The 23,741-nt window shown below is 72.0% G+C and carries 20 protein-coding genes; 7 read left to right on the top strand and 13 right to left on the bottom strand.

The genetic code is table 11. The features are described from left to right. Positions 1-33 precede the first annotated feature (33 nt). Both DPA01S_RS04215 and DPA01S_RS04220 read left to right on the top strand, forming a co-directional pair. Positions 34-870: a MerR family transcriptional regulator gene (locus tag DPA01S_RS04215; protein WP_061914213.1), complete on the top strand. Its 837-nt coding sequence runs from the start codon at positions 34-36 to the stop codon at positions 868-870. A 52-nt stretch (positions 871-922) separates the two neighbouring features. After that, positions 923-1,807: an oxidoreductase gene (locus tag DPA01S_RS04220; RefSeq protein WP_061227900.1), complete on the top strand. Its 885-nt coding sequence runs from the start codon at positions 923-925 to the stop codon at positions 1,805-1,807. A 133-nt stretch (positions 1,808-1,940) separates the two neighbouring features. On the opposite strand, the gene DPA01S_RS04225 is transcribed toward DPA01S_RS04220, so the two are convergent. From DPA01S_RS04225 to DPA01S_RS04235, 3 genes are all read right to left on the bottom strand, one after another. Beyond that, positions 1,941-3,029 (bottom strand): hypothetical protein, encoded by a 1,089-nt coding sequence (locus DPA01S_RS04225; protein WP_061227848.1) that lies wholly within the window; start codon positions 3,027-3,029, stop codon positions 1,941-1,943. A 73-nt stretch (positions 3,030-3,102) separates the two neighbouring features. Beyond that, complete coding sequence (locus DPA01S_RS04230) at positions 3,103-4,623, bottom strand: phospholipase D-like domain-containing protein (RefSeq protein ID WP_084374672.1); 1,521 nt, start codon at positions 4,621-4,623, stop codon at positions 3,103-3,105. After that, positions 4,620-5,786: an amidohydrolase family protein gene (locus DPA01S_RS04235; RefSeq protein WP_061227847.1), complete on the bottom strand. Its 1,167-nt coding sequence runs from the start codon at positions 5,784-5,786 to the stop codon at positions 4,620-4,622. The genes DPA01S_RS04230 and DPA01S_RS04235 overlap by 4 nt, the downstream gene beginning before the upstream one ends. Positions 5,787-5,918: 132 nt before the next feature. On the opposite strand from DPA01S_RS04235, the gene rraA reads away from it, so the two are divergent. After that, entirely contained in the window at positions 5,919-6,401 is a 483-nt protein-coding gene (gene rraA, locus DPA01S_RS04240) for a ribonuclease E activity regulator RraA (protein WP_061227846.1), read from the top strand. Between the two features lie 8 nt (positions 6,402-6,409). Here rraA and DPA01S_RS04245 read toward each other — a convergent pair whose 3' ends face one another. The 7 genes from DPA01S_RS04245 to DPA01S_RS04275 form a co-directional block, all read right to left on the bottom strand. Then, positions 6,410-6,772, bottom strand: a complete 363-nt coding sequence (locus DPA01S_RS04245; RefSeq protein WP_061227845.1) for a hypothetical protein — start codon at positions 6,770-6,772, stop codon at positions 6,410-6,412. Positions 6,773-6,861: 89 nt separating this feature from the next. Further along, positions 6,862-7,392 carry a hypothetical protein gene (locus DPA01S_RS04250; RefSeq protein WP_232303004.1) on the bottom strand — a complete coding sequence of 177 codons (531 nt, stop codon included), beginning with the start codon at positions 7,390-7,392 and terminating at the stop codon, positions 6,862-6,864. A gap of 23 nt (positions 7,393-7,415) precedes the next feature. Next, positions 7,416-7,715 (bottom strand): RNA-binding S4 domain-containing protein, encoded by a 300-nt coding sequence (locus DPA01S_RS04255; RefSeq protein ID WP_231889028.1) that lies wholly within the window; start codon positions 7,713-7,715, stop codon positions 7,416-7,418. Positions 7,716-7,740: 25 nt separating this feature from the next. Continuing rightward, positions 7,741-8,088, bottom strand: coding sequence for a hypothetical protein (locus DPA01S_RS04260; protein ID WP_007627346.1), 348 nt, complete (start codon positions 8,086-8,088; stop codon positions 7,741-7,743). An 89-nt stretch (positions 8,089-8,177) separates the two neighbouring features. Continuing rightward, a complete protein-coding gene (locus tag DPA01S_RS04265; protein ID WP_061914215.1) occupies positions 8,178-9,650 on the bottom strand; it encodes a glutamate synthase subunit beta in 1,473 nt (490 codons plus the stop codon). Then, the gene (gltB, locus tag DPA01S_RS04270) at positions 9,643-14,244 is read right to left on the bottom strand and encodes a glutamate synthase large subunit (protein WP_061914217.1); all 4,602 of its coding nucleotides are present in this window, start codon (positions 14,242-14,244) and stop codon (positions 9,643-9,645) included. The genes DPA01S_RS04265 and gltB overlap by 8 nt, the downstream gene beginning before the upstream one ends. Before the next feature lie 263 nt (positions 14,245-14,507). After that, entirely contained in the window at positions 14,508-15,560 is a 1,053-nt protein-coding gene (locus tag DPA01S_RS04275) for a hypothetical protein (protein ID WP_141764022.1), read from the bottom strand. A gap of 128 nt (positions 15,561-15,688) precedes the next feature. Between DPA01S_RS04275 and DPA01S_RS04280 the strand changes: the two genes are divergently transcribed. Continuing rightward, positions 15,689-17,155 carry a DUF4921 family protein gene (locus tag DPA01S_RS04280; protein ID WP_232303005.1) on the top strand — a complete coding sequence of 489 codons (1,467 nt, stop codon included), beginning with the start codon at positions 15,689-15,691 and terminating at the stop codon, positions 17,153-17,155. On the opposite strand, the gene DPA01S_RS04285 is transcribed toward DPA01S_RS04280, so the two are convergent. Both DPA01S_RS04285 and DPA01S_RS04290 read right to left on the bottom strand, forming a co-directional pair. Further along, the gene (locus tag DPA01S_RS04285; RefSeq protein WP_232303006.1) at positions 17,073-17,669 is read right to left on the bottom strand and encodes a thioredoxin domain-containing protein; all 597 of its coding nucleotides are present in this window, start codon (positions 17,667-17,669) and stop codon (positions 17,073-17,075) included. The two genes, DPA01S_RS04280 and DPA01S_RS04285, sit on opposite strands and share 83 nt — an antisense overlap. 77 nt (positions 17,670-17,746) lie before the next feature. Next, positions 17,747-19,291: a bifunctional aminoglycoside phosphotransferase/ATP-binding protein gene (locus DPA01S_RS04290; protein ID WP_061914223.1), complete on the bottom strand. Its 1,545-nt coding sequence runs from the start codon at positions 19,289-19,291 to the stop codon at positions 17,747-17,749. 223 nt (positions 19,292-19,514) lie between these two features. Here DPA01S_RS04290 and DPA01S_RS04295 point away from each other — a divergent pair, with 223 nt between their 5' ends. From DPA01S_RS04295 to DPA01S_RS04305, 3 genes are all read left to right on the top strand, one after another. Next, entirely contained in the window at positions 19,515-20,093 is a 579-nt protein-coding gene (locus DPA01S_RS04295; protein ID WP_061227839.1) for a hypothetical protein, read from the top strand. A 122-nt stretch (positions 20,094-20,215) separates the two neighbouring features. Next, on the top strand, positions 20,216-21,337 hold the full coding sequence (locus DPA01S_RS04300) for a glycerate kinase (RefSeq protein WP_061227838.1): 1,122 nt from the start codon (positions 20,216-20,218) through the stop codon (positions 21,335-21,337). A gap of 70 nt (positions 21,338-21,407) precedes the next feature. Continuing rightward, complete coding sequence (locus DPA01S_RS04305) at positions 21,408-22,985, top strand: FMN-binding glutamate synthase family protein (RefSeq protein ID WP_061227837.1); 1,578 nt, start codon at positions 21,408-21,410, stop codon at positions 22,983-22,985. 58 nt (positions 22,986-23,043) lie between these two features. Here DPA01S_RS04305 and DPA01S_RS04310 read toward each other — a convergent pair whose 3' ends face one another. Then, positions 23,044-23,676: an HD domain-containing protein gene (locus tag DPA01S_RS04310; protein WP_061914225.1), complete on the bottom strand. Its 633-nt coding sequence runs from the start codon at positions 23,674-23,676 to the stop codon at positions 23,044-23,046. Positions 23,677-23,741 lie beyond the last annotated feature (65 nt).

Genomic DNA, 23,741 nt, shown 5'->3' on the forward strand with positions numbered 1-23,741 from the left:
CCCACGCTCGTCGGTGTGAGAGATGCTGGATCGATGACGACGCACGAAGGTGACGGCACGCCCGCTCCGGACGGGACTCGCGGGTCGGCCGGGCTCACAGTGGGCGCGGCCGCCGCGTTGGTCGGCGTGAGCGTGCGGACCCTGCACCACTGGGACCGGATCGGGCTGGCGCGGGCGAGCGGGCGGACGTGGTCGGACTACCGCGTGTATGACGACAACGACATCGCGCGGCTCCACCGCGTGCTGGTCTATCGGGAGCTGGGTTTCCCGCTCGCGGAGATCGGCGCACTGCTCGACGACCCCGAGGTCAACGAGCGCGCCCACCTGAACCGCCAGCGTCGGCTGCTGGTCGAGCGCATCTCTCACCTGCAGGAGATGGTCTCCGCAGTGGACCGCCTGAAGGAGGCGATCGACGTGAACGCACCCCTGACCCCGGAGGACCGGGCCGAGATCTTCGGCACCGACTGGGATCCGAACTGGCAGGACGAAGCCGCCGAGCGCTGGGGCGACACCCCGCAGTGGGAGCAGTCGCAGCAGCGCACGGCGAAGATGAGCAAGGAGGAGTGGAAGCGGGTCAAGGCCGAGACGGAGTCGCTGAACGCCGACCTGGCCGCCGCGAAGCGCGCCGGGGTGGATCCCGGCTCGGCGGAGGCGGCCGCGTTGGTCGAGCGACACCGGGCGTCGATCTCGCAGTTCTACGACTGCTCCCGGTCGATGCAGGTGCTGCTGGCGCGCATGTACCGGCAGGACGAGCGGTTCGCGGCGACGTACGAGGCCCTCGAGCCCGGCCTGACGGACTGGCTCGTCGCGGCGGTCGAGGCGGGTGCCCGCGCCCACGGCGTCGACCCCGACACCGCGACGTGGGACTGAATCGCCGCCGCGCGCCGTGAGCGGGGCGGTCGGCGGCCGTACGCTGGCCCGCATGAGCCGATGGACCACTGCTGACATCCCCGACCAGACCGGCCGGACGTTCGTCATCACCGGGGCGAACTCCGGCCTGGGCCTGCAGGCGACCCGGGCGCTGACCGAGGTGGGCGCCCGGGTCGTCATGGCCTGCCGCGACACGACACGCGCCGAGGCCGTCCGCGCCGGGCTCGCGCACCCGGAGCGCGCCGAGGTCGTCGAGCTCGACCTGGCCGACCTCGACTCGGTGCGGGCGGCGGGCGAGGTCCTGGGTGGCCGGGCGCCGGACGCGCTCATCAACAACGCCGGCCTGATGAACATCCCGCGGTCGCGCACCGCACAGGGGCACGAGATGCAGTTCGGCGTCAACGTGCTGGGCCACTTCGCGCTCACCGAGCTGCTCGCGCCGGCGCTCACCGACCGGGTCGTGTGGCTGGGGTCGATCATGCACCGCTTCGGTTCCGTCGACCCGGACGACCTGGACTGGACCCGCCGCCGCTACTCGCCGATGACGGCGTACGCCGCCTCCAAGCTGGCCTGCGTCATGCTGGCGTACGAGCAGCAACGCCGGCTCGAGCTGGCGGGGTCGTCGCTCAAGGCGGTGGTCGCGCACCCGGGGTACTCGGCGACCAACCTGCAGTACCGCAGCGGCAGCCGCGTGCAGGACCTGGTCATGAAGGGCGTGGAGAAGATCCCGTACCTGGTGCAGCCGGCCGAGCGGGGCGCGCTGCCGCAGCTGTACGCGGCGACGGTCGAGTCCGTGCGGCGCGGCGCGTACATCGGCCCCGACGGCCCCGGTGAGCTCACCGGGTACCCGACGACAGTGCGGTCCACGCGCGCCTCGCGGGACCCGGACGTCGCGGCCGCCCTGTGGGAGCGGTGCGCGCAGATGACCGCCGCCTGAGTCCCGCCGCGCCGCCGGATACCGCCGCGCGCGCCGGCGCCCAGATGCCCACCGCCGCGCACCGGCGCCGCGATGTCGACCGCCGCCGCGCGGGGAGGCCCACCGGGGGGGGGCGACGACGACGAGGTGCGCCCTACGCCCGCCGGCGGGACGCGGCCAGCAGCAGCACGCCCAGCAGAACGGTCCCGGCCGCCAGACCCGCCACCGTGGCCGTCCGCACGCCGGTCACCGCCAACGCGGCGGTAGCCGACTGCCCGGCCGGGCCGGAGGTGGTGTCCGCCGCCGCGGCGTGAGCGGGCGCCGGAGCGGCGGCGGCGTCCAGGGTGCGGCCCCCGGCACCGGTTCCGACCCCCGCCTCAGCCGCGGGCCCGTTCGCGCCGGCCGGGGTGGCGGGGAGCTCGTCGTCGTCGTCGCCCCCGGTCGTGGCCCCGGGCGCACCGTCCGCGGCACCGGACGCGTCCTCGTCCTCCTGCGTCTGCCCGGCGGCCTCCGCCTCCGCGGCCGCCTGCGCCTCGGCGCGGCGGCGCTCGTTGTCCTCGTACGGGTCCTGCAGCGCGGCGATCTGCACCGCCTCGATGCTCCCCGCCAGCCCGCCGGGCAGCTCGGTGCCCGCCGCGGCCGCCGCGTCCGTGAGCAGCGCACCACCCTCGGCGGACCCCTCGACCAGGCCGTGCCAGAAGTCCAACTCGTGCGGGTAGAGCTCGCCCGCGTCCTGACGCTCGTCCAGCGCGGCGAAGTATCCGCCCGCGAACTGCAGGCTCAGAACGGGGAAGATGTACTCGGGGATCGCGATCGACCCCAACCCGATCGTGCCCGAGCCGACCGACCCGGTGGGGTTGACGTACACCGATCCCGGCAGGCTGCCCGACGACGCGACCGACGCCGCCGCCGACCCGCCCGCCACGCCCACGGCCTCGAGCGGCGCCACCGAACCCACGACCTCGCCGACCGACTGCGCGCCGTCGACCACCGGGGCGCTGCCCGTGTCCCGCAGGGCCTCCGAGCCCAGGCCCCCGCCGCCGATGACGATCTCGTCCGGCAGCTGGCCGATCAGCTGGTCCACGCTCGACACGCCCGTCTCGGGCAGCGTCGACCCCGCCCCCGGGGTGGGATCGTCCTGGGCCAGTGCCACGGCGGGCACGGAGACGGCCGCCACCACGGCGGCGGTGACGGCGGCGCCGAGGCGCCAGGTCCGGGCTCCGGGACCACTGGGCTGGGACATCACGACTAGGCCTCTCGTCACACGGCGGGCCCGTCGACCCGCGCACGGGTGAGCGTACTACTGCGGGATCGTGCTACTGCAGAGCCGAGGTCAGTCGGGCGACGTTGTCCACGTACCGACCCGCCCACGGCCGACTCATCCAGGCCTCCAACCCCAGGGTCGTGCACTCCTGGAGGTAGTCGTCCACGACGTCGTTGAGTGCCGACACCGCCTCCCCGCCGAGCACCAGCATGCTCACCTCGAAGTTGAGGTTGAACGACCGCTGGTCCATGTTGCTCGAGCCCACGACGCCCGCGTAGTCGTCGATGAGCACCGTCTTGGTGTGCAGCACGGCCGGCGAACGGAAGCGATGGATCACCACCCCGGCCTCCAACAACGCCCGGAAGTACGACCGCTGCGCGTGGTGCACGAGGAACTGGTCGGCGTGCTCCGGCACGAACACCTCCACCGACACCCCGCGGAACGACGCGGACGTGAGCACGTGCAGCAGCGCCTCGTCCGGCACGAAGTACGGGCTGACGATCCGGATCCGCTCCTGCGCGTGCGAGATGAGCTGGGTGAACATCCGCAGTCCCGGCTGCGTGCGGTACCCCGGTCCCGACGGCACCAGCTGGAACGCGCTGACCGGGTCCCCCGCCGTCGGGTCGCCGCCCTTACGGCCCGGGGCCAGCGGGGCGCCGAGCGCCAACTGCTCGAGCGTCCCGATGACCTCCCCCGACTCGGTGAACCAGTCCACCGCGAACACGCCGTCCATCGCCTGCACGATCTCCCCGCGGACCTCCATCATGAGGTCGACCCACTCGCGACCGAGCCGGGCGTTGCGGCTGCTCCCGTAGTGGCGCTCGATGAGGTTCTGCGAGCCGATGAAGCCGTGCTCGCCGTCCACGATGAGCATCTTGCGGTGATTGCGCAGGTCCGGGCGGCGGAAGCGGCCCCGGAACGGGTTGACCGGGAGCATGAGATGGAACTCCACGGGCGTCTTGCGCAGCTTCTTCCGCAGCCTGGTGAACCCCCGGTAGCGCAGGGACCCCAGGTGGTCCACCAGGACCCGCACCGCGACGCCCCGCTCCGCCGCCTCGACCGCGGCCGTGAAGAACTCGTCGGTCTCGCCGTCCCACGACTGCGCGTAGAACTCGATGTGCACGTGGTCGCGGGCCGCGCGCACCGCCTCAGTCATCGCCGCGAGCGACCGGCTGTAGTCCGAGTGCAGGGCCACGAAATCCCCGGACATCGCGGGGATCGCGGTGAGGGTCCGGTTCATCTCCAGGATGGTGCGCACGCCCGGCGCGACGCCCACGCCATCGGGGACGGTGGGCCGCTGCCTCAGCGCGTCGGCGTACAGCCGGTTGGCCTCGGCCTGGATGACGTGACGCCGGCCGGTGATGTACGGGTTGCCCAGGAGCAGGAACAGCGGCACGCCGACGACCGGGATGAACAGGATCGCCAGCAGCCAAGCCTGCGACGAGGACGGCTGCCGGTTCTCCGGCACCATCCCCAGCGCGAGGATCTTGATGACGTACTCGGTGATGAGCAGCGCGGAGGTGACACCCTCGGGGAAGGGGAGGAACGCGAGGCGATCGACGGCGGGGTTCACGCCGTCGGACGGGTCAGGACCGTGCCGAACGCCAGGGCTCGGGGGTCGATGACCGCGCCCCCGCGCATCGTCCACCGCACCACGCCCGCCAACGCACGCTGCGCGTACACCGAGTCCGCGGAACCCAGCTCGCGGGCCCCGGGCAGCACGACGAACGCCTCGTCGTCGGCGACCGCGGCGAAGTCCGCCCGCAATCCCTCCCGGATCTCCCCGCGATCGCTCAGCCCCACCACCGCGGCCGTGCTCCCGGCCATCCAGCGCGCGACGTCCGCCAGATCGAACCCGCGGCGCCGCGCCTCGGTCCACACCACCGACAACCCCAGGCGGGCCGAGGCCACGGCGTCGATGGTGCCGTCCCGCAGCGCGCCCCACAGCAGCTCGCGGTTGGCGGCGTCGCGGATAGGCGGATCGAGCCGCGCGACCTCCGATCCGCCGTGGGTGACCTCCGAGACCAGCGCCAGCATGTGGGGACTCGTCGAGGCCGTCACGGCCAGGCCCTCCGCCCGGGCGTCGCGCAGCAGGGGCAGCTCCTCGTGGTCGGCGACCGCGCGCACGTGCAAGCGACCGCCGGTCCGGCGGCAGACCCCCAGCAGCCCGGACAGATCGTCCACGCTGGCGTCCACCGCGAAGAGCCCGCCGTGTGCGGCGACCTCCTCCGCGGCCGCGACCAGTTGCGCGTGGTCCAGCGTCGGCGTGCCCTCCACGCCCTTCCCGGCGGCCACGGCGGACACCCCGAACACCCCGCGGTCCAGCAGGTCGCCGAGCCGGCCCAGGTTGTCCGGCACCGCCGCGCCCCACAGCCCGACGTCGACGGTCGACTCTCCGGTGACCTCGTCGCGCCAGCGATCCACGTCCTCCGGGCGGATGGCGACCGGGTCGCCGTCGGTGCCGTAGTCCACGACCGTGGTGATCCCGCCCTGCGCTGCGGAGCGCGTGCCGACCGCGACGTCCTCGGTACTCACGTGCGGGTCGACGAGACCAGGCATGAGGACGACGTCATCCCCCAGGTCGATCGTGTGGTCACCGGCCAGGCCGATGTCCCGTGCTTCCGAGCCCGTCCGCACCGACGTGATGACGCCCCCGTCCACCGTCACCGCCGCCTGCTGGATGCGGCCGTCGACCACCGCGCGGCGGGCGTGGATCAGGAGTTCGTACTGAGCCACGGAAGGCTCCTTCCGGTTTCTCGGACGTTGACGGGCACCCTCGATGTGGCCATTGTCCCCTACCGCGTGCTCCCACGCGGCGGCGCGGCCGGATAGCGTTAACCCGACAGACCACCGCCCAGGAGGACCCCCATGACCGACACCCCCGCCGGATTCATCCCCACCGCGGACCTCGTCGACGAGATCGGCGAGGACGTCCGCAGCTGCGACCTCCAGTTCCGCGACCTCGGCGGACGCACGGAGTTCTCCGGACGAATCTCGACCGTGCGCTGCTTCCAGGACAACGCACTGCTCAAGAGCATCCTGGGCGAGCCCGGCGAGGGGCGCGTCCTCGTGATCGACGGCGGCGCGAGTCTGCACACCGCGCTGGTGGGCGACATCATCGCCGAGCTCGGCCGCTCGAGCGGCTGGGCCGGCGTCGTGGTGAACGGCGCCATCCGCGACTCGGCGGTCATCGCCGGGATGGAGTTCGGCTGCAAGGCCCTGGGCACGAACCCGCGCAAATCCACCAAGACCGGCGAGGGCGAGCGGGACGTGACCGTCAGCTTCGGCGGGGTCGACTTCGTCCCCGGCGAGATGCTCTACGCCGACTCCGACGGGATCGTGGTGCGCTGACGGCGGATTCAGGAGGCGCCCGCGAGGCTCCCGATGGGGATCAGGAAGATCTCGCCCAGCGACGCCTCCGGTCCGTAGCTCCCGAGCGACCCCGGTGCGTACGAGCCCGTCGCGTTGGGCACGTCCACCGACAGGGCGACCGACCCGGTGTTGATGAGTCCGGAGAGCAGGTCCATGAGGGACCCCGTGCCCAGCGAGCCGTAACCGATGCTCCCGATCGCTTCACTCACGGCGGGCGACAGAAGCGCGCTGCGGATCGTTCCAGAGCCCTCTGAATCCTCGGGCTCCTGCGCCGTGGCGGCGCCCGCTCCCGTCAGCAGGGCTGCCGCGGCGAGCGCCGAAACGGTGGCGGCGAGGGTGGTGGCGCGCATGGGGTTCCTCCGAGGTCATCGCCCCGCCCTCGGCGGGTGCGTTCGCGGGTCATGATATCGGCGGTGACACCGGCCGTGGTGCGCGCCGGTCAGGCCTCGCGGCGGATCCAGCGCAGCAACGGCCCGAGCGAGACCCGATCGGTGAGGTCCAGACCGCCCAGTTCGAGCATGGACTCCTCCTCCGGGGTGCGGTCGGTCTTGCGCCGCAGGGCGGCCAGCGCGGTCTTGATCCCGAGCCGCTGCCGGAAGCCGAGCTGGTCCGGCGTGACCACGCCGCGGAGCTGGAAGAGCTTGAGGTCGCGCAGCTGATCGGACGAGAACTCGCTCGACATCAGCTCGATCCGGGCGTCGTCGGTGACCGGGGTGGGCCCGACCATGACGACGGCGACGCGGCGTCCGGCCTCGACGAGGGCCTCCCAGTTGTCGCGGATGAACGCCGAACCGCCCAGCCCACCACCGGGGCGCATCCCCGTGACGAGGACGACCGTCCCGGCGACCACCAGCTCGGCCGGATCGGCCGCGTCGTGATGGGTCGCCCGGGTGTCGAACTCCTCGGCCAGCCACGTGGCGTACCGGGTGGCACCGGGGTCGTCGTCGTGCAGCACCACTGGGGCCTGCACGGGCCCCCGTGAGTCCTCAGCCATCAGGTCGCGTCCCGTCCCTCGCGGGCGACGACGCGCGCCGCCCGGCCACCGATCTCCACCACGTCACCGTGAACCAGGCCGCGGCCGCGCCGGGTGTCGACCTCCCCGTTGACGCTCACCGCACCGGAGGCGACCGCGTCCTTGGCCTCGGCCCCGGAGTCCAGCAGCGAGGCCAGTTTGAGGAACTGGCCGAGCGTCAGCTTGCTGCTCAGGTCACAGTCGACGTCGTCGACGGGCGGACCGGCCGGAGGAGGGGTCGCCCGGGCGACCCGTCCCCGTCCTGCGATGTGGCGACTCATACCGCCGAGCCTATCGGGCGCGGCGTCACGCCACCGGATCCGTCCTCGGTGGCTGCTCGTCGAGCGGTTCGCCACGGCCGCGGCGGGTGACCAACGCCAGTCCCGTCCCGCCCGCCACGAGCACCGACGCCGCCAACACGAGCGCGACCGTCTGCACCCCGGACATGCCGAAGACCCCGGTGCCCTCCGGCTCGTCCACGACGGGCTGCCCGCCCTCGGTGGGCAGCGGCGGCAACTCGCTGAGGACCGGCAGTTCCGTGACGACCCCCCGGACCGCCGGGCCCGGCGGCTGCGCCGACGCCGCCGGCACGCCGACCAGCGCGACCGTCGCGCTGAGCGCGGCGATGACACTGGCGGGGCGACGGCTGACCATTGGTGCCTTCCATGACGGAGGCCGGACGGCCTGGAGACATAGTAGACCTGATCTTAGGTTCCATTAAGGTCAGGCGCCACGGTTGACCTTCAGCGCTGGGCCACATCCGTCGGCCGGACCGGCGCCGGCAGGGCCGTCTCCCCCATGAGGAACCGGTCCACCGAGGCGGCGGCCGCACGTCCCTCCGCGATGGCCCACACGATGAGCGACTGGCCGCGCCCCATGTCGCCGGCGACGAACACGCCCTCGACGTTGGTGGCGAAGGCGTCGTCACGACCGACGTTGCCGCGGTCGGTGAACTCCACCCCGAGGTCCGAGCACAGCCCGGACTTCTGCGCGCCGGTGAAGCCCATCGCGAGCAGGACCAGGTCAGCCGGGTACTCGAAGTCCGTACCGGGCACGGGCTCGAAGCGGCCGTCGACCATCCGCACCTCGGAGCCCTTCAGCGCGGTGACGTGTCCGCCCTCGCCGACGAACTCCGCGGTGGACACGCCGTAGACGCGCTCGCCGTTCTCCTCGTGGGCCGAGGCCGTGCGGAACATCAGCGGGTACATCGGCCACGGGGTCGACGCCGCGCGGGTGGCCGGCGGCCGGGGCATGATCTCGAACGACTTGACCGACTTCGCGCCCTGACGGGTCGCGGTGCCGAGGCAGTCCGCACCGGTGTCACCGCCGCCGATGATGATGACGTGCTTCTCGCGCGCGTGGATGGCGGGCAGTCCGTCGGCGTCCACGACCGGGTCCCCGACCGCGGCCTTGTTGGCCAGGGGCAGGTACTCCATGGCCTGATGGATGCCGTCGAGCTCACGACCGGGCACCGGCAGGTCCCGCCGCATGGTGGCGCCACCGCACAGGACCACGGCGTCGAACTGGGCACGCAGCTGCGACGCGGTGATGTCCTTGCCGACGTTGACGCCGGGACGGAAGACCGTCCCCTCCGCTTCCATCTGCGCAAGGCGACGATCGATGACCGCCTTCTCCATCTTGAACTCCGGGATCCCGTAGCGCATGAGCCCGCCGATGCGGTCGTCGCGCTCGAAGACGGTGACGGAGTGCCCCGCGCGGGTCAGCTGCTGGGCCGCAGCGAGGCCCGCGGGGCCCGATCCGACGACCGCGACGGTCTGCCCGGTGCGGAACGACGGAATGACCGGCTCCATGCCACCGTCGGCCCACGCGGCCTCGGCGATCTCCACCTCGACCTGCTTGATCGTCACCGGCGGCTGGTTGATGCCGAGCACACACGACCCCTCGCAGGGGGCCGGGCAGAGTCGACCGGTGAACTCCGGGAAGTTGTTGGTCGCGTGGAGCCGGTCCACCGCGTCGTCCCACTTGCCCCGATGCACCAGGTCGTTCCACTCGGGGATGATGTTGCCCAGCGGGCAGCCCTGGTGGCAGAACGGGATACCGCAGCCCATGCACCGGGACGCCTGGGTGCGGATCGAGTCCTCGGGCAGGACCGTGGACTCGTAGACCTCTTTCCAGTCCATGATCCGCAGGTCGACGGGGCGGCGCCGGGGCAGCTCCCGCTCGGTGTGCTTGAGAAAGCCCTTCGGGTCAGCCATTTGCGGCCTCCATGATCGCCTCGTCCACGTTGCGTCCGTCCTTCTCCGCCTGTTCGATGGCCAGCAGCACGCGCTTGTAGTCGCGCGGCATGACCTTGGCGAAGTGATTCACGTTCTGGGCCCAGCCACCGAGGATCTCCCGGCCCCGGGCCGAATCGGTCTCCTCCACATGGCGCTCGACTATCCCGTGAAGGAACTCCACGTCCTCACTGGTGAGTTCCTCGGTGTCGACGAGCTCGGCGTTGAGGTTCTCCGCGAGGACACCGCGGGGATCGTAGAAGTAGGCGACGCCACCGGACATCCCGGCCGCGACGTTGCGGCCGGTCGGGCCCAGCACGACCACCCGTCCACCGGTCATGTACTCACAGGCGTGGTCGCCCACGCCCTCCACCACCGCGGTGACGCCGGAGTTGCGCACGCAGAAGCGCTCCCCCACCATCCCGCGCAGGAACACCTCACCTGCGGTCGCGCCGTAGCAGATCACGTTGCCGGCGATGATGTTGTCCTCGGCCACGAAGTCGGGGGCCGCGTCCTCGGCCGGACGCACCACGATGCGTCCACCGGACAGTCCCTTACCCACGTAGTCATTGGCGTCGCCGAACACGCGCACCGTCACGCCCCGGGCGAGGAACGCCCCGAGCGAGTTACCGGCGGACCCGGTGAAGCTCAGGTCGATCGACCCGTCCGGCAGGCCGGCGGCACCGTGGGCCTTGGAGATCTCGTGACTGAGCATCGTGCCGACCGAGCGGTTGACGTTGCAGATCGGGTAGCTGCCCGTGAACGGTCCCGTCGCCGCGTCGGCGATCACGGCGCGCGCGTCCTCGATCAGCGTGCGGTCCACGACGCCGTCGAGCTTGTGGTCCTGCGACTTGGTGCGACGCAGGTCCTGGTGCATGAAGGGCGACTCGGCCTGGGCGAAGATCGGCTCCAGGTCGAGCTTGGCCGCCCGCTTGTTGTGGGCGAAGGCCCGCGACTTGTCGAGGCACTCGGTGTGCCCGATCGCCTCGTCGAGCGAGCGGAAGCCCAGCTCGGCCAGGTACTCGCGCACCTCTTCGGCGATGAACTCCATGAAGTTCACGACGTACTCGGCCTTACCGTTGAACCGCTCGCGCAGCACGGGATTCTGGGTGGCCACGCCGACGGGGCAGGTGTCGAGGTGACACACGCGCATCATGACGCAGCCGGCCACGACGAGCGGCGCGGTGGCGAAGCCGAACTCCTCGCCGCCGAGCAACGCGGCGACGATGACGTCACGCCCCGTCTTGAGCTGGCCGTCGACCTGGACGACGATCCGGTCGCGCAGACCGTTGACGAGGAGCGTCTGCTGGGTCTCGGCCAGGCCGAGCTCCCACGGGCCGCCCGCGTGCTTGAGCGAGGTCAGCGGCGACGCTCCGGTGCCGCCGTCGTGGCCCGAGATGAGGACGACGTCGGCGTGCGTCTTGGACACGCCCGTCGCGACCGTCCCCACGCCCTGCTCGGCCACGAGCTTGACGTGGATCCGCGCCTCCGGGTTGGCGTTCTTCAGGTCGTAGATGAGCTGAGCCAGGTCCTCGATCGAATAGATGTCGTGGTGGGGCGGGGGCGAGATGAGTCCGACGCCCGGCGTCGAGCCGCGGACCTCGGCCACCCACGGGTAGACCTTGCCCGGCGGGAGCTGCCCGCCCTCACCCGGCTTGGCGCCCTGCGCCATCTTGATCTGGATGTCGGTGCAGTTGGCCAGGTAGTGGCTGGTCACGCCGAACCGGCCAGAGGCCACCTGCTTGATGGCGGAGCGACGCCAGTCCCCGTTCGGGTCGGGGTCGAAGCGGTCGACAGCCTCCCCGCCCTCGCCGGAGTTGGAGCGCGCCTGCAGGCGGTTCATCGCGATCGCCAGCGTCTCGTGCGCCTCGGCCGAGATGGAGCCGTAGCTCATCGCACCAGTGGAGAACCGCTTGACGATCTCGGAGACCGGCTCGACTTCTTCGATCGGCACGGGCGGGCGGTTGCTCTTGATCTCGAACAACCCGCGCAGCGTCGCCAGCCGCTCCGACTGGTCGTCGACCAGGCGGGTGTACTCCTTGAAGATCTCGTAGCGGCCCGTGCGCGTGGAGTGCTGGAGCTTGAACACCGTGTCCGGGTTGAACAGGTGGTACTCGCCCTCGCGGCGCCACTGGTACTCGCCGCCGATCTCGAGCTTGCGGTGCGCGGCCTCCTCGGGCCGCGGCAGGAACGCGAAGCGATGCCGGAGGGCCACGTCCTCGGCGATCTCGTCCAGGCCGATGCCGTCGATGGGGCTGACGGAGCCGGTGAAGTACTCGTCGCACAGCTCCTGAGACAGGCCGGTGACGTCGAACAACTGCGCGCCGGTGTACGAGGCGAGGGTGGAGATACCCATCTTGGACATCACCTTGAGAACGCCCTTGGCGGCGGCCTTCCGGTAGTTGTCGCAGGCCGCGGCGGTGTCGACCCCGATGAGGTCGCCGTTCTTGACCAGCTCGTCGATCGACTCGAACGCCATGTACGGGTTGATCGCGTTGGCGCCGTACCCGAACAGCACGGCCATGTGGTGGACCTCGCGGGCGTCACCGGACTCGACCACCAGGCTGACGCGGGTGCGGGTCTTCTCGCGCACCAGGTGGTGGTGCACCGCCGAGGTGAGGAGCAGCGAGGGGATGGGCGCGTTGCGCTCGTCGGACTCGCGATCGGAGAGCACGATGAGGGTCGCGCCGGCCTGGATGGCCTCGGACACCTCTCGGCGGATGCGCTCCAGCGCGATCCGCAGGCCGCGGCCGCCGTGGGCGACGTTGTAGAGCCCGCGGACGACCACCGACCGCAGGTTCGGGCGGGAATCCCCGGCCTCCAGCAGCGTGGCGAGGTCGGAGCTGCCGAGGATCGGGTTGGCGACCTTGACCTGACGGCATGAACCGGGACCCGGGTTGAGGAGGTCACCCTCGGGACCGAGGGTCACACCGTAGCTGGTGACGAGTTCCTCGCGGATGGCGTCGAGCGGCGGGTTGGTCACCTGCGCGAAGCGCTGGGCGAAGTAGTCGAACAGCATCCGCGCACGCTGGGACAGCACCGGTAGCGGGGTGTCCGTGCCCATCGACCCGATCGCCTCGGCACCGCTCCCGGCCATCGGGGAGACGAGGATGCGCAGTTCCTCCTCGGTATATCCGAAGACGCGCTGACGCAACACCACACGCTCGTGAGCCATGTAGGGCTGCTCGACCCGGGGCAGGTCTTCGAGCCTGACCAGGCCCTCGTCGAGCCACTGCTTGTACGGGTGCTCGGCGGCCAGCTGCGACTTGATCTCCTCGTCGTCGATGATCCGCCCCTCGGCGGTGTCGACGAGGAACATGCGACCGGGCTGCAGGCGGGTCTTGGTGACGACCTTGTCCTGCGGGATGTCGAGCACACCCACCTCGGACGCCATCACGACGAGGCCGTCGTCGGTCACCCAGATGCGGGAGGGGCGCAGGCCGTTGCGGTCCAGTACGGCGCCGATCACGGTGCCGTCGGTGAACGTGATGGACGCCGGGCCGTCCCAGGCCTCCATGAGTGAGGCGTGGTACTCGTAGAAGGCCCGCTTGGCCGGGTCCATGGTCTCGTGGCGTTCCCACGCCTCGGGGACCATCATGAGCACGGCGTGCGGCAGGGGCCGGCCGGCCAGGGTCAGCAACTCCAGCGCCTCGTCGAAGCGCGCGGTGTCCGACCCTCCCGGGGTGCAGATCGGCAGCGCCGCGGGCAGGTCCTCGATGCGGTCGCTGGTCATGAGCGCCTCGCGGGCCCGCATCCAGTTCTCGTTGCCACGCGCGGTGTTGATCTCACCGTTGTGCGCGACGTAGCGGAACGGGTGGGCCAGCGGCCATGCGGGGAACGTGTTGGTGGAGAAGCGCGAGTGGACGATGCCCAACGCGGACTCGACGCGCTCGTCCTGCAGGTCCAGATAGAAGTCGGGGAGCTGCTTCTCGGTGAGCATGCCCTTGTAGACGAAGGTGCGCGGGCTCAGCGACGGGAAGTACACCGTCTCGGAACCCAGGTCGCCCTTGCCGGCGCCCTTCGAACCGAGCTCGTGTTCGCAACGCTTGCGCACCACGAAGCACTTACGCTCGAGCGCCAGGCCGGTCAGGAGCTCCCCGCCCGCGCCCGCGGCCTTGACGAAGATCTGGTTGATGGTGGGCTGCGCGTCACGTGAGATCGCGCCGACCGTCGAGTCGTCAACAGGGACCTCGCGCCAGCCGATCACGGTCACCCCCTGCTCGGCGGCGATCCGCTCGACCATCCGCATGGCGTCCATCGCCAGCATCCGGGATTGGGGGAGAAAACAAAGGCCGGTTGCATATGCCCCGGCCTCAGGTAGTTCTACGTTCTGCTCCTCACGCATCACCTCGCGGAGGAACAAGTCCGGTACCTGGATCAACAAACCCGTGCCGTCGCCGGTGTTGGCCTCGGCACCCACGGCGCCGCGGTGCTCGAGGTTCACCAGCGCGGCGATCGCCTTCTCGACGATGTCCCGGGACTGGCGTCCGTACATGTCCACCACGAACGCGACACCACACGAGTCGTGTTCGTATTCAGGGCGGTACAGGCTTCTGGGGCCGGGAGTCGTCATCATGTGTTCGCCTTCGCTTGTCGACGGGCGGACTCCGTGGTGGCTGGAGCACCCGTACTCAGAGGACCGAGGTCCTCCGGCCCGGAAATAATATGGGGAAGGGGGGCACATCACACAACTCGGAAAAGTCAAACCTGCGACCTTGACGTGGGAAGGCGATTCCACCTTGTGAGATTTCTCTCAGCACCGTGCCCGTCGACCGCAAACGACACCGCAGTCCCCGCCCCCCGCGTGAGCGGCTGAGGCGGGGACTCCTCTCAGGCTCCTCACCGAATGAACGGCAGGGGTGGCAGCGACACCCCGTCCGGAAGGAACACCTGGTAATCACCCAGGGAGCCGGTGGTGACCACGACCGCGTTCACCCCGACCGGGACCCCCGCCACGTCGGCGCCCACGCCGGGTTCACCGCCGCGCCCATTGGGCACCGACGGCCCGGGCGCGGGGGGAGCCTCTCCCACGATCGCGCCGGCGGCGACCGGCGCCGGGGTTCCGGGGAGCGGCGGGAGGGCGATCCCCAGATTGGCCGCGGCCTGGACGATCATCGGCCCGGCCGCGACCGACCCACCGATCGCGGCGACAGGAACCAGGAGCGGGAGCGAGCCGACCGCCGAACCCCCCGGCAGGGATCCGAGTGGCAGTGATCCCGTCGCCGAGCCGAGCGGCGCGAGAGATGCCGTCAGCGATCCCAGGGGCGCGAGCGACCCCGCGGCGGATCCTGGCTCCAGAGAGCCGGAAGGAAGCGAACCCGACGACAGGGAACCCTCCCCGGAGCCCGCTCCCGACCCCATCTGCGAACCCATGGACACCATGACGAGCAGGCTCACCAACGACCCTGCCTCCATAGACCCCGGGGCCGCCGAGCCGGGCTCCGAGGACTCCGGATCCAGCGACCCCGGATCCAGTGAGCCCGGCTCGAGCGACCCCTCGGCCGAGCCTTCCGCCGAGTCCGGATCCAGCGAGCCGGGACCGGAGGGCCCGGGCGACGAGCCCGGATCCTGAGAACTCGGGCCCAGCGAGCCCGGGTCCAGTGAGCCCGGCTCGAGGGATCCCCCGACCGAGCCGATCGGCGGCAGGGACCCGGCGCCGAGCGAGTCCGGGCCCAGCGAGCCCGGGTCGAGCGAACCCGGGCTCAGCGACCCTGCGTCCACAGCGCCGTCCGAGCCGAGTGCGAGTTCGACGTCGAGGGCGAGCTCGGCGGCGAACTCGGCGGAGCCGGTCTGGGCGTGCGAGACGGCGGCCGCCCCGGCGATCGTCAGGGCGGCGGCGCCGCCCACGGCTGCCAGTCGCAGTGGCAGTGGCAGTGGGTGATGTGAACTCATGGACGCTCTCGATTCCCCCGTGGCTCCGCATCGCACGGAAGCCGCTGATGAGCTATAGCCCACCCTCACGGTACTGTGATCCAGGTCACAGTTCCACCGCTAAATCAGATCCCCCTAGGCTCACGCGGGTGACCACTACCTCCCCACACGGCGGCCCGACCGCGCTGCTGCGGCGCATGGCCGACGGCACCGTCAAGCAGGTCAACCCCTTCACCGGCACCCAGGTGTGGACGGTCCCTGGCCGAGCGCACCGACCGATCGAACACGCGCCCGGCAACGTCGTCGCGGTGGATCCCGCCGAGCCGGAGGCGTACTGCGCGTTCTGTACGACGCGCCTGCGCGAGACCACCCCGGAGAAGGCGCGCCTCGTCCGCGAGGGAGACACCTGGGCCGTCCTCGACGAGATCCCGGCCGACCGGCTCGACGCCACCACGCCCGAGTTACGCCTGATCGGCAATCTCTTCGAGATCGTCTCCCTCGACTACTGGACGTCGGTGCACGGCTACCGGATCCCCGCCCGCGCAGCCGCCCACCAGGCGGCCTACCTCGCGTCCCCGGCTGGCGCCGAACACGTCCGTGCCCTGATCCGCACCCGCGTCGCCGCCGCACAGGGCGACCCTGCGGCCGCCGACGCCATGGACACCGCCGCCCTCGCAGAACACTCGGAGAGCTTCTTCGGCGGGTGCCACGACGTGGTGGTCGCGCGCCGCCACCTCGTCGACGGCGCAGCCTCCAGCGACCGCCACGCGTCGTCGGGGGAGCTGACGCCGGAGGAGCACGAGCAGTACGTCGCCTTCACTATCCGTGCCATGCGGGGGCTGTACCGCGACAATCCGCACGCCGCGTACGTGTCGGTGTTCCAGAACTGGCTCGCGCCGGCCGGCGCGTCGTTCGCGCACCTGCACAAGCAGCTCGTGGCGATCGACGAGGTCCCCGCCAAGACCTCCCGGGAGATGGCGGCGCTCGCCCGCGAACCGGATCTCTACAACACGGCCGGGATCGATCACGCGGTGGCCGAGGGCCTGGTGCTGGCGGCCAACGAGCACGCCGTCGCGGTGGTCGGGGTCGGTCACCGCCACCCGGCACTGGTGGTCTACTCGAGGTCGCGGGCCGGCCGGCCGTGGGAGCACTCGGCGGCCGAACTGCGCGGGGTCTCCGATCTGCTGCACGCCTGCCACGCCGCGACGGGGCCGCTGGTGCCGTCCAACGAGGAGTGGCACACCCTGCCGCCGGGCTCGGCGGGGGACGACGCGGCGATGCCGTGGCGGATCGTGCTCAAGTGGCGCATCTCGACGCCGGCCGGGTTCGAGGGCGCGACCGGGATCCACGTCAACACGATCGACCCGTGGGGCCTGCGGGACCGGGTGGCGCCGCGCCTGGCGCGGCTGCGGGCGGCCGGCCGTATCGCCGACATGGCGTTGGGGGCCGAGTGCGGGGACATGCGGGGGGGCGCTGCGCTACGCGCGGTGACGACGACGAGGTGCGCCCGGCCCGGCCGGCGGGCGTGGCCGGTCAGTGGCCGCGGGAGCCGGTCCTGCGGGGCGCCCCGATCGCGGGGGTGGTGGCGGGCGCGGCGACGGCGCAGATCTTCGTGATCGGGGTGATCGCCTGAGTGGGGGTGATCGGCGCGGCGGTCGCCTCACGGATCCCCGGCACGGATGCGGGGATCACCACGGGCGTCGTCAGGGTCGGATCGAGCACCACGGCGGTGGGCGTCTCCTCGGAGCCGCCGTTGATCGTGCAACACAGCTCGTGCGCGTCCTCGTCGCGCCAGATGTTGACCCAGTGGACCTTGAGGCCCTCGCGGCTGGCCCGGCGGCGCAGCGCCGCCGAGTAAGGGCAGCCCGGCCGCCACAGCACCACGACCGCGTGCCCGGCGGAGGCCAGGGCGCGCACGGCCTGCAACGACTGGTGCCCCGTGGCGCGCAGCGGCGAGTTCCACAGCGCCACGAACAGCGTCCCGACGAGGACCACGGCCGCCAGCAGCGCACCGTGGCCGAAGCCGACGAGTGTCCACGCGATCGCACAGCCCAGCGCCATGACGGCGGCGGGGCCGAACCAGCGGCCGGGGACGAGCTCCCGCCCGGCCCGTGCGAAGGGGTGGGTCACGCGCACGACCATACGCCCCTCGTTTCGGTGCGTGGGGCCCGCTTCCCCAGAATTGTGATCTGGCAACGACTCTGCTCTCAGGCCCAGGGCAGCGGTCCCAGTTCGCGTTCCGCCCACCGGCGGACGGCCTCGCCGTCGCGGACGTCGAGCCCGACGGTGTCGACCTCGATCGCCTCCGGCCACGCCGCCGGGCGCGCCAGCTGGTCGTCGAGGACCTCGATGGTCGCCTCGGACGGGTCCGACCCCGCGCGCGCCCGATCGGTGATGCGCCGCACCAGCTCGTCGCGGGGCGCGGTGCACGAGATCTCCACCAGTTCGGCGTGCGCGTCGGCGGCCACGGTCTCGGCCTCGGCCCGCCGCCGCGGCTCGAGCCACGTGGCATCGAGCACCACGCTGCGGCCCAGGGCGAGCGACGCGGCGGCGCGGGCGAGCATCTCGGCGTAGACCGCCCCGACCGCCTCCTCCGAATACCTGTCGCTCCCCGGGTCCGCCTGCTCCCGCACCACGTCAGCGCGCACCACGTCAGCGCGCACCACGTCCGAGCGCAGCAACTCCGCGCCCAGCGCCTCGGCCAGCGGCGCCGCGAGGGTGGACTTGCCCGACCCGGAGACACCGCCCACCAGGACCAGTCGCACCCTCGCGCGCAGCAGCGAGTCAACCGCCAGATCCGCCAGCCCGAGGGCGCGGCGCGCGTCGCCGCGTCCCCCGTCGCCGTCGGCCGCCTGCTCCGCGCGGATCGCGGTGACCTTCGACCGGACGATGGCCCGGTACCCGATGTAGTGGTGGATGAGCGACGGCGGCGCGTCGTCGCCGGAGGCCTCCCGGTAGGCCCCGAGGAGGACGACGGCGAGGTCCCGCGCCCCCGACGCGTCGAGGTCCATCGCCAGGAATCCGATGTCCAGCACGGCGTCGCCGTAGCGGAGAAGGTCGTCGAACTCGAGGCAGTCGATCACCCTCGGCCCGTCGTCGAGCAGGTACACGTCGGCGGCCAGCAGGTCCCCGTGCCCGTCGACGATCCGGCCGGCCGCCACGCGGGACTCCAGCAGGGGCCCGCGCCCGCGCAGGTAGTCGGTGGCGAGCGACTCGATGTCGTCGACGATCTCCGGCGCGTCCCGGCCCACGTCGAGGCGGCGCAGGTGCTCTAGGGACCGGGCCCACAACCCGGCCACCGCCGCCGGGGTGCCCGCCGCGTCGATCTCCTCCGAGCGCGGGCCGGCGGCGTGGAGGCGCGCGATCTGCCGGGCCGCCTCGGTCAGGCCCACCCCGATGTCCGTATCGCCGCCCCCGAGCCCGCTCTCGGCCCGGAGGCGGACCAACGAGGCGAGGCTCCTGCGCGCCGGCAGCCGGCGCATCCACACGACGTGATCGACCACCTCGCCGTCGGGACCCCTCACCTCCAACACGCCCCTGTACACGTCCGGGGCGAGCCGACTGTTGAGTTCGACCTCGCGCCGGCTCTGCTCCCCGCGGGCCCCGACGGTGGTGTTGTCGAGGAAACCGAGGTCGACCGGTTTGCGGACTTTGTGAGCCTCGTCACCCCAGAGGAAGATGAGCGCGCTGTGCGTCTCCACCACGACGGGCGGGCCGAGCGGCGGCGGACCGGCGTCCGCGGAAGCGTCCATGCACCCAGCCTAGGCAGGCATGACGCGCGGCACACCGGTCGCGCGGGCGCCGCGTGAGAAGAGTGAAATGCCCCGGTGACCGTGTTGTTACCTCAACGGACGCTCAGGTTCTCGACCTCTTGCGGAACTCCGGTGCGCTTGTAGGGTCGCCGACGCACCCCGCTCCGACCGGGGTGTCCGCGATGAGATTCATCGGGGTCGATGCAGATCGGAGAGTTCCTCTATGACGAACACCCACCGCAAGACCACCAACCGCACCACCGCGAAGATCGCCGCCGTCGGCGCGTTCGGCATCGGTGCCGCCATCGCGTTCCCGGGCCTCGCCGCCGCGGAGGACGCCGGCACCCCCACGGATCCCACCGCCAGCCTGGCCGAGGCCACCGGCGAGGACGGCAGCCTCGAGGGCGCCCTCGGCACGGACATCGGTGTCGATCTGGGCAGCCTGAGCTTCAACCTCAACCTCGACGCCGAGACGCCCAACCCGGGCTCGATCGAGTTCGGCAGCCTCGGGGTCTCCCCGAACACCGGCAGCGACGCCATCGACGGCGGCGGCCCTGCCGCGGACTCCGGCTCCGCCGGCGAGGCCGATGACACCGCCACCGATGAGACCACCCCCGGTTCGCTCGGCTCGGGCGATGAGTCCACGGACGACACCGCGGCCACCGACGACGAGTCCGGGACCGGCTCGCTGAGCGGCTCGCTCGCCGGCCTGAGCTCCGGCGCCGAGGATGACGCCGCCGACGAGACCGGCGAGGCCGGCGTCACCGCCGACGTCGGCCTCGCCGCCGGCTCGCTGGGCTGATAACCCCCGGCTGAGACACGCGGCGCGGCGGATGCGCCTTCCTGGCCCGGGATCGCGACCCTCCCCCGTCGCGACCCCGGGCCGTCGTGTGTCGCCGGACACTCATAGGGGATGATGCAGGCGTGACGATCGTCGTGGCCTGCGGGGCCTTCAAGGGCTCACTCACCGCTATCGAGGCGTGCCGTCACGCGGCGGAGGGCGCTCGGCGGGCGCACCCCGAGATCGACGTGGTCGAGCGCCCGGTCGCCGACGGCGGGGGCGGCAGCCTGGAGGTGATGGTCGCCGGCGGCGCGCGCCCCGTGCCCGTCACCGTGTCCGGGCCCACGGGCGAGACGGTGGAGACGTCCTTCGCCGCCATCGATCCGGACACCGCGTTCGTCGAGATGGCCGACGCCTGCGGCCTGCTCCGCCTGCCCGGCGGGGAGCCGCGTCCCCTGGAGGCGTCGAGCCGCGGGGTCGGCGAGGTCATGCTGGCCGCGCTCCGATCCGGCCGCGGCAACATCCACCTGGGCATCGGCGGCAGCGCCTCCACCGACGGCGGCACCGGGATGCTCTCCGCCCTGGGCGCGCGGTTCCTCGACGCCTCCGGTGCCGAGCTACCCGACGGCGGCGGCGCGTTGATCCACCTGGACCGCGTGGACCTCGACGGTCTCGACCCGGCCGTCCGGGCCGCCAGGATCCTCGTGGCCTGCGACGTCGACAACCCGCTGCTCGGCCCGCTGGGCGCGGCCCGCGTCTACGGCCCGCAGAAGGGCGCCACCGACGAACAGCTGGACGAGCTCGAGGCCGGCCTCGCCCGGCTCGTCGAGGTCCTGCGCGCCCAGGGGCTCGACGTGGACCCCGACGCCCCGGGCTCCGGCGCTGCCGGCGGTGTGGGCTTCGCCGCCCGCGAGCTGCTCGGCGCCTCCCTGGATCCCGGCTTCGAGGTGCTGGGCACGCTCACCGGCCTGGAGGACATGCTCTCCGCCGCCGACCTCGTGGTGACCGGCGAGGGGCGACTGGACGACCAGACCATGCACGGCAAGACCCCGATGGGCGTGGCCGCCCTCTGCCGGTCACACGCGGTGCCGGTGGTCGCGGTCTGCGGCCGCCTGGATCTCGAGGCCGACCGGGTCGCCGAGGCCGGGTTCGCCGCCGCCGCCGCCTTGACCGAACGCGAGCCGGACCTCGAGCGGTCGATCGCCAACGCGGGCCCGCTGCTCGAAGACGTCGCCGCCGACGTCATCTCGCGCATCCTGCCCTGATGCCAGCGGCGCCCGGTCGGCATGATGGGGGCAGCCCCCGGCCCACCACCCCGCCCCCTTGGAGGTCGACATGCGCAAATGGCTCCTCGGAGCGCCACTGGCCGCTCTCGCCGCGGTCGCGGCCACCGATCTGCGCCAGACCCGCTACCCGGTCCTGCGGACCTTCCCCGTCCTCGGCCACGCCCGGATGGCGCTGACCGCCATCGGCCCCGAGCTTCGGCAGTACATCGTCGCGGGAAACGACGAAGAACGCCCGTTCACCCGCGACCAGCGCGACTGGGTGTACGAGTCCGCCGAGGCCCGGGCGACCACGTTCGGCTTCGGCACGGACAACGACATCGAGTTCCTCGAGGGCTACCCGATCGTCAAACAGCGCACCTTCAGCGACGTCACGCTGTCAGCCGGGCCGCACGCCGGGCAGCAACTCCCGCTCCCTCCCGCCAAGGTGCTCGGCGCAGCCCGGGGTCGCGCCCGTGCGTACCGACCGGAGTCGCTGGTCAGCATCTCGGCGATGAGCTACGGTGCGCTCTCCGCCCCGGCGGTGGAGTCGCTCAACCGCGGCGCCGCCCTCTCGGGGGCCCTGCACAACACCGGTGAGGGCGGGCTGAGCCCGTACCACCAGAACGGCGCTGACCTGGTCTTCCAGATCGGAACCGCGTATTTCGGGGTCCGGGACGACGACGGCCGCTTCGACATCGACAAGCTGGTGGCCCTCGCCGAGAAGCACCCGATCCGGGCCATCGAGATCAAGCTCAGCCAGGGCGCCAAACCGGGGCTCGGCGGGCTCCTGCCGGCAGCCAAGATCACCGAGGAGGTCGCCGCGATCCGCGGGATCCCGCTGGGCGAGGACTGCGCGAGCCCCTCCCGCCACACCGCGTTCCACGACGTCGACTCGATGCTGGACCTGGTGGAGGAGATCGCGGACCGCACCGGACTACCCGTCGGCATCAAATCGGCGGTCGGCGACATGGGCTTCTGGGAGGATCTCGCCACCGCGATGGTCCCGCGCGACCGTGGCGTCGACTTCATCACGATCGACGGCGGAGAGGGCGGTACCGGAGCGGGCCCGCTCGTGTTCACCGATGCCGTGTCCCTGCCCTTCCGCCTGGGCTTCCCGCGCGTCTACTCGGTCTTCGCCGAGGCCGGGCTGGCCGACGACGTCATGTTCATCGGGTCCGGCAAGTTGGGTATCCCGGAGAACGCGGTGGTCGCGCTGGCGCTGGGAGTCGACATGATCAACGTGGCCCGCGAGCCGATGCTGTCGGTGGGGTGCATCCAGGCGCAGAAATGTCACACCGGCGGATGCCCTACGGGGGTCGCCACCCAGAATCCCTGGCTGGTCCGCGGTGTCGATCCCACGACGATGGCGGTGCGGTGTTCGAACTACATCCGGTCACTGCGCCGCGAGCTCGTCAAGGTCGCCGGCGCGGTCGGGGTCCCGCATCCCGGCCTCATCGGGCCGACCGACGTCGAGCTCGCCCGCGGGACCCGGGACGCGCACACGCTGGCCGACGTCTACGGGTACCGGGACGGCTGGGGACTGCCGGGCGAGGACGATGCCCGCGCCATCACCGAGTTCATGGTCGCCTCCGGCGTCGCGGAGTACACGGCCGCGGTCACGCCACCCGGCATCGGTCCGCGCGACTGACCGACCGTGCGCGACTGACACCGACCGCACCAGCGGCCGGCCGGGGTCGCGGCGCCGCTCAGCTCTCGGACACGCCCGCGCGCAGGAGCCCCAGCTCGCGGTTGAGGTTGGCGTGGGCCTTCTTCTCCCACAGATCGCGGCCCGCCCGCGTGAGGAACACCGAGCGACGGTCGAGCAACCCCTCCAACGCGCCGATCCGCCCGGCCACGAACCGCTCGCCCGGCACGTGGGCGTACTCGTGGCGGACGTCGCGGGCGTAGGTGTCATACGTGTCGGGGTCGGCGCCGAGCACGGCGAGGTCGGCGTCGGAGAGGACCGCGCCGTTGAGGTCCCCCGGCTCGACGCGGTGCCCGCCCATGAGGCGGACCAGCCGCGCGACCTCGGCGGCCGGAGCGGAGGGTTCGAGAACGCGCTCGGCCAGCGCCGCGGACTTCTCGGTGTTCTCCGAGCCGGCGGGGTCGAACACCGCGGCGTGTAGCCAGGCGGCCAGGCGGACCTCGGTGCCGTCGAACGACTCCCCGTCGGCCTCGAGCGCGTCGATCGCCCGCAGGACGGCCCGCAGGTGCGTCTCGTTGTGGTACCGCCGCTGCGGCTCGTTCCAGCGTCGCAGCAGGTCAGCACGCAGCTCGGCGGTGAGGAACTCGACGGTGGCGTCGAGGGGGTCAGCGGAGGCCGTGCGGTCCGTGTCCATGGTCGGACTCTACCGCCGTGGCCGCTCCTGGCAGGCCGGATCGGCCGGTCCCGGCCGTGGACGCC

The sequence above is a fragment of the Dietzia papillomatosis NBRC 105045 genome, from assembly GCF_001570845.1.
Lineage (GTDB): Bacteria > Actinomycetota > Actinomycetes > Mycobacteriales > Mycobacteriaceae > Dietzia > Dietzia cinnamea.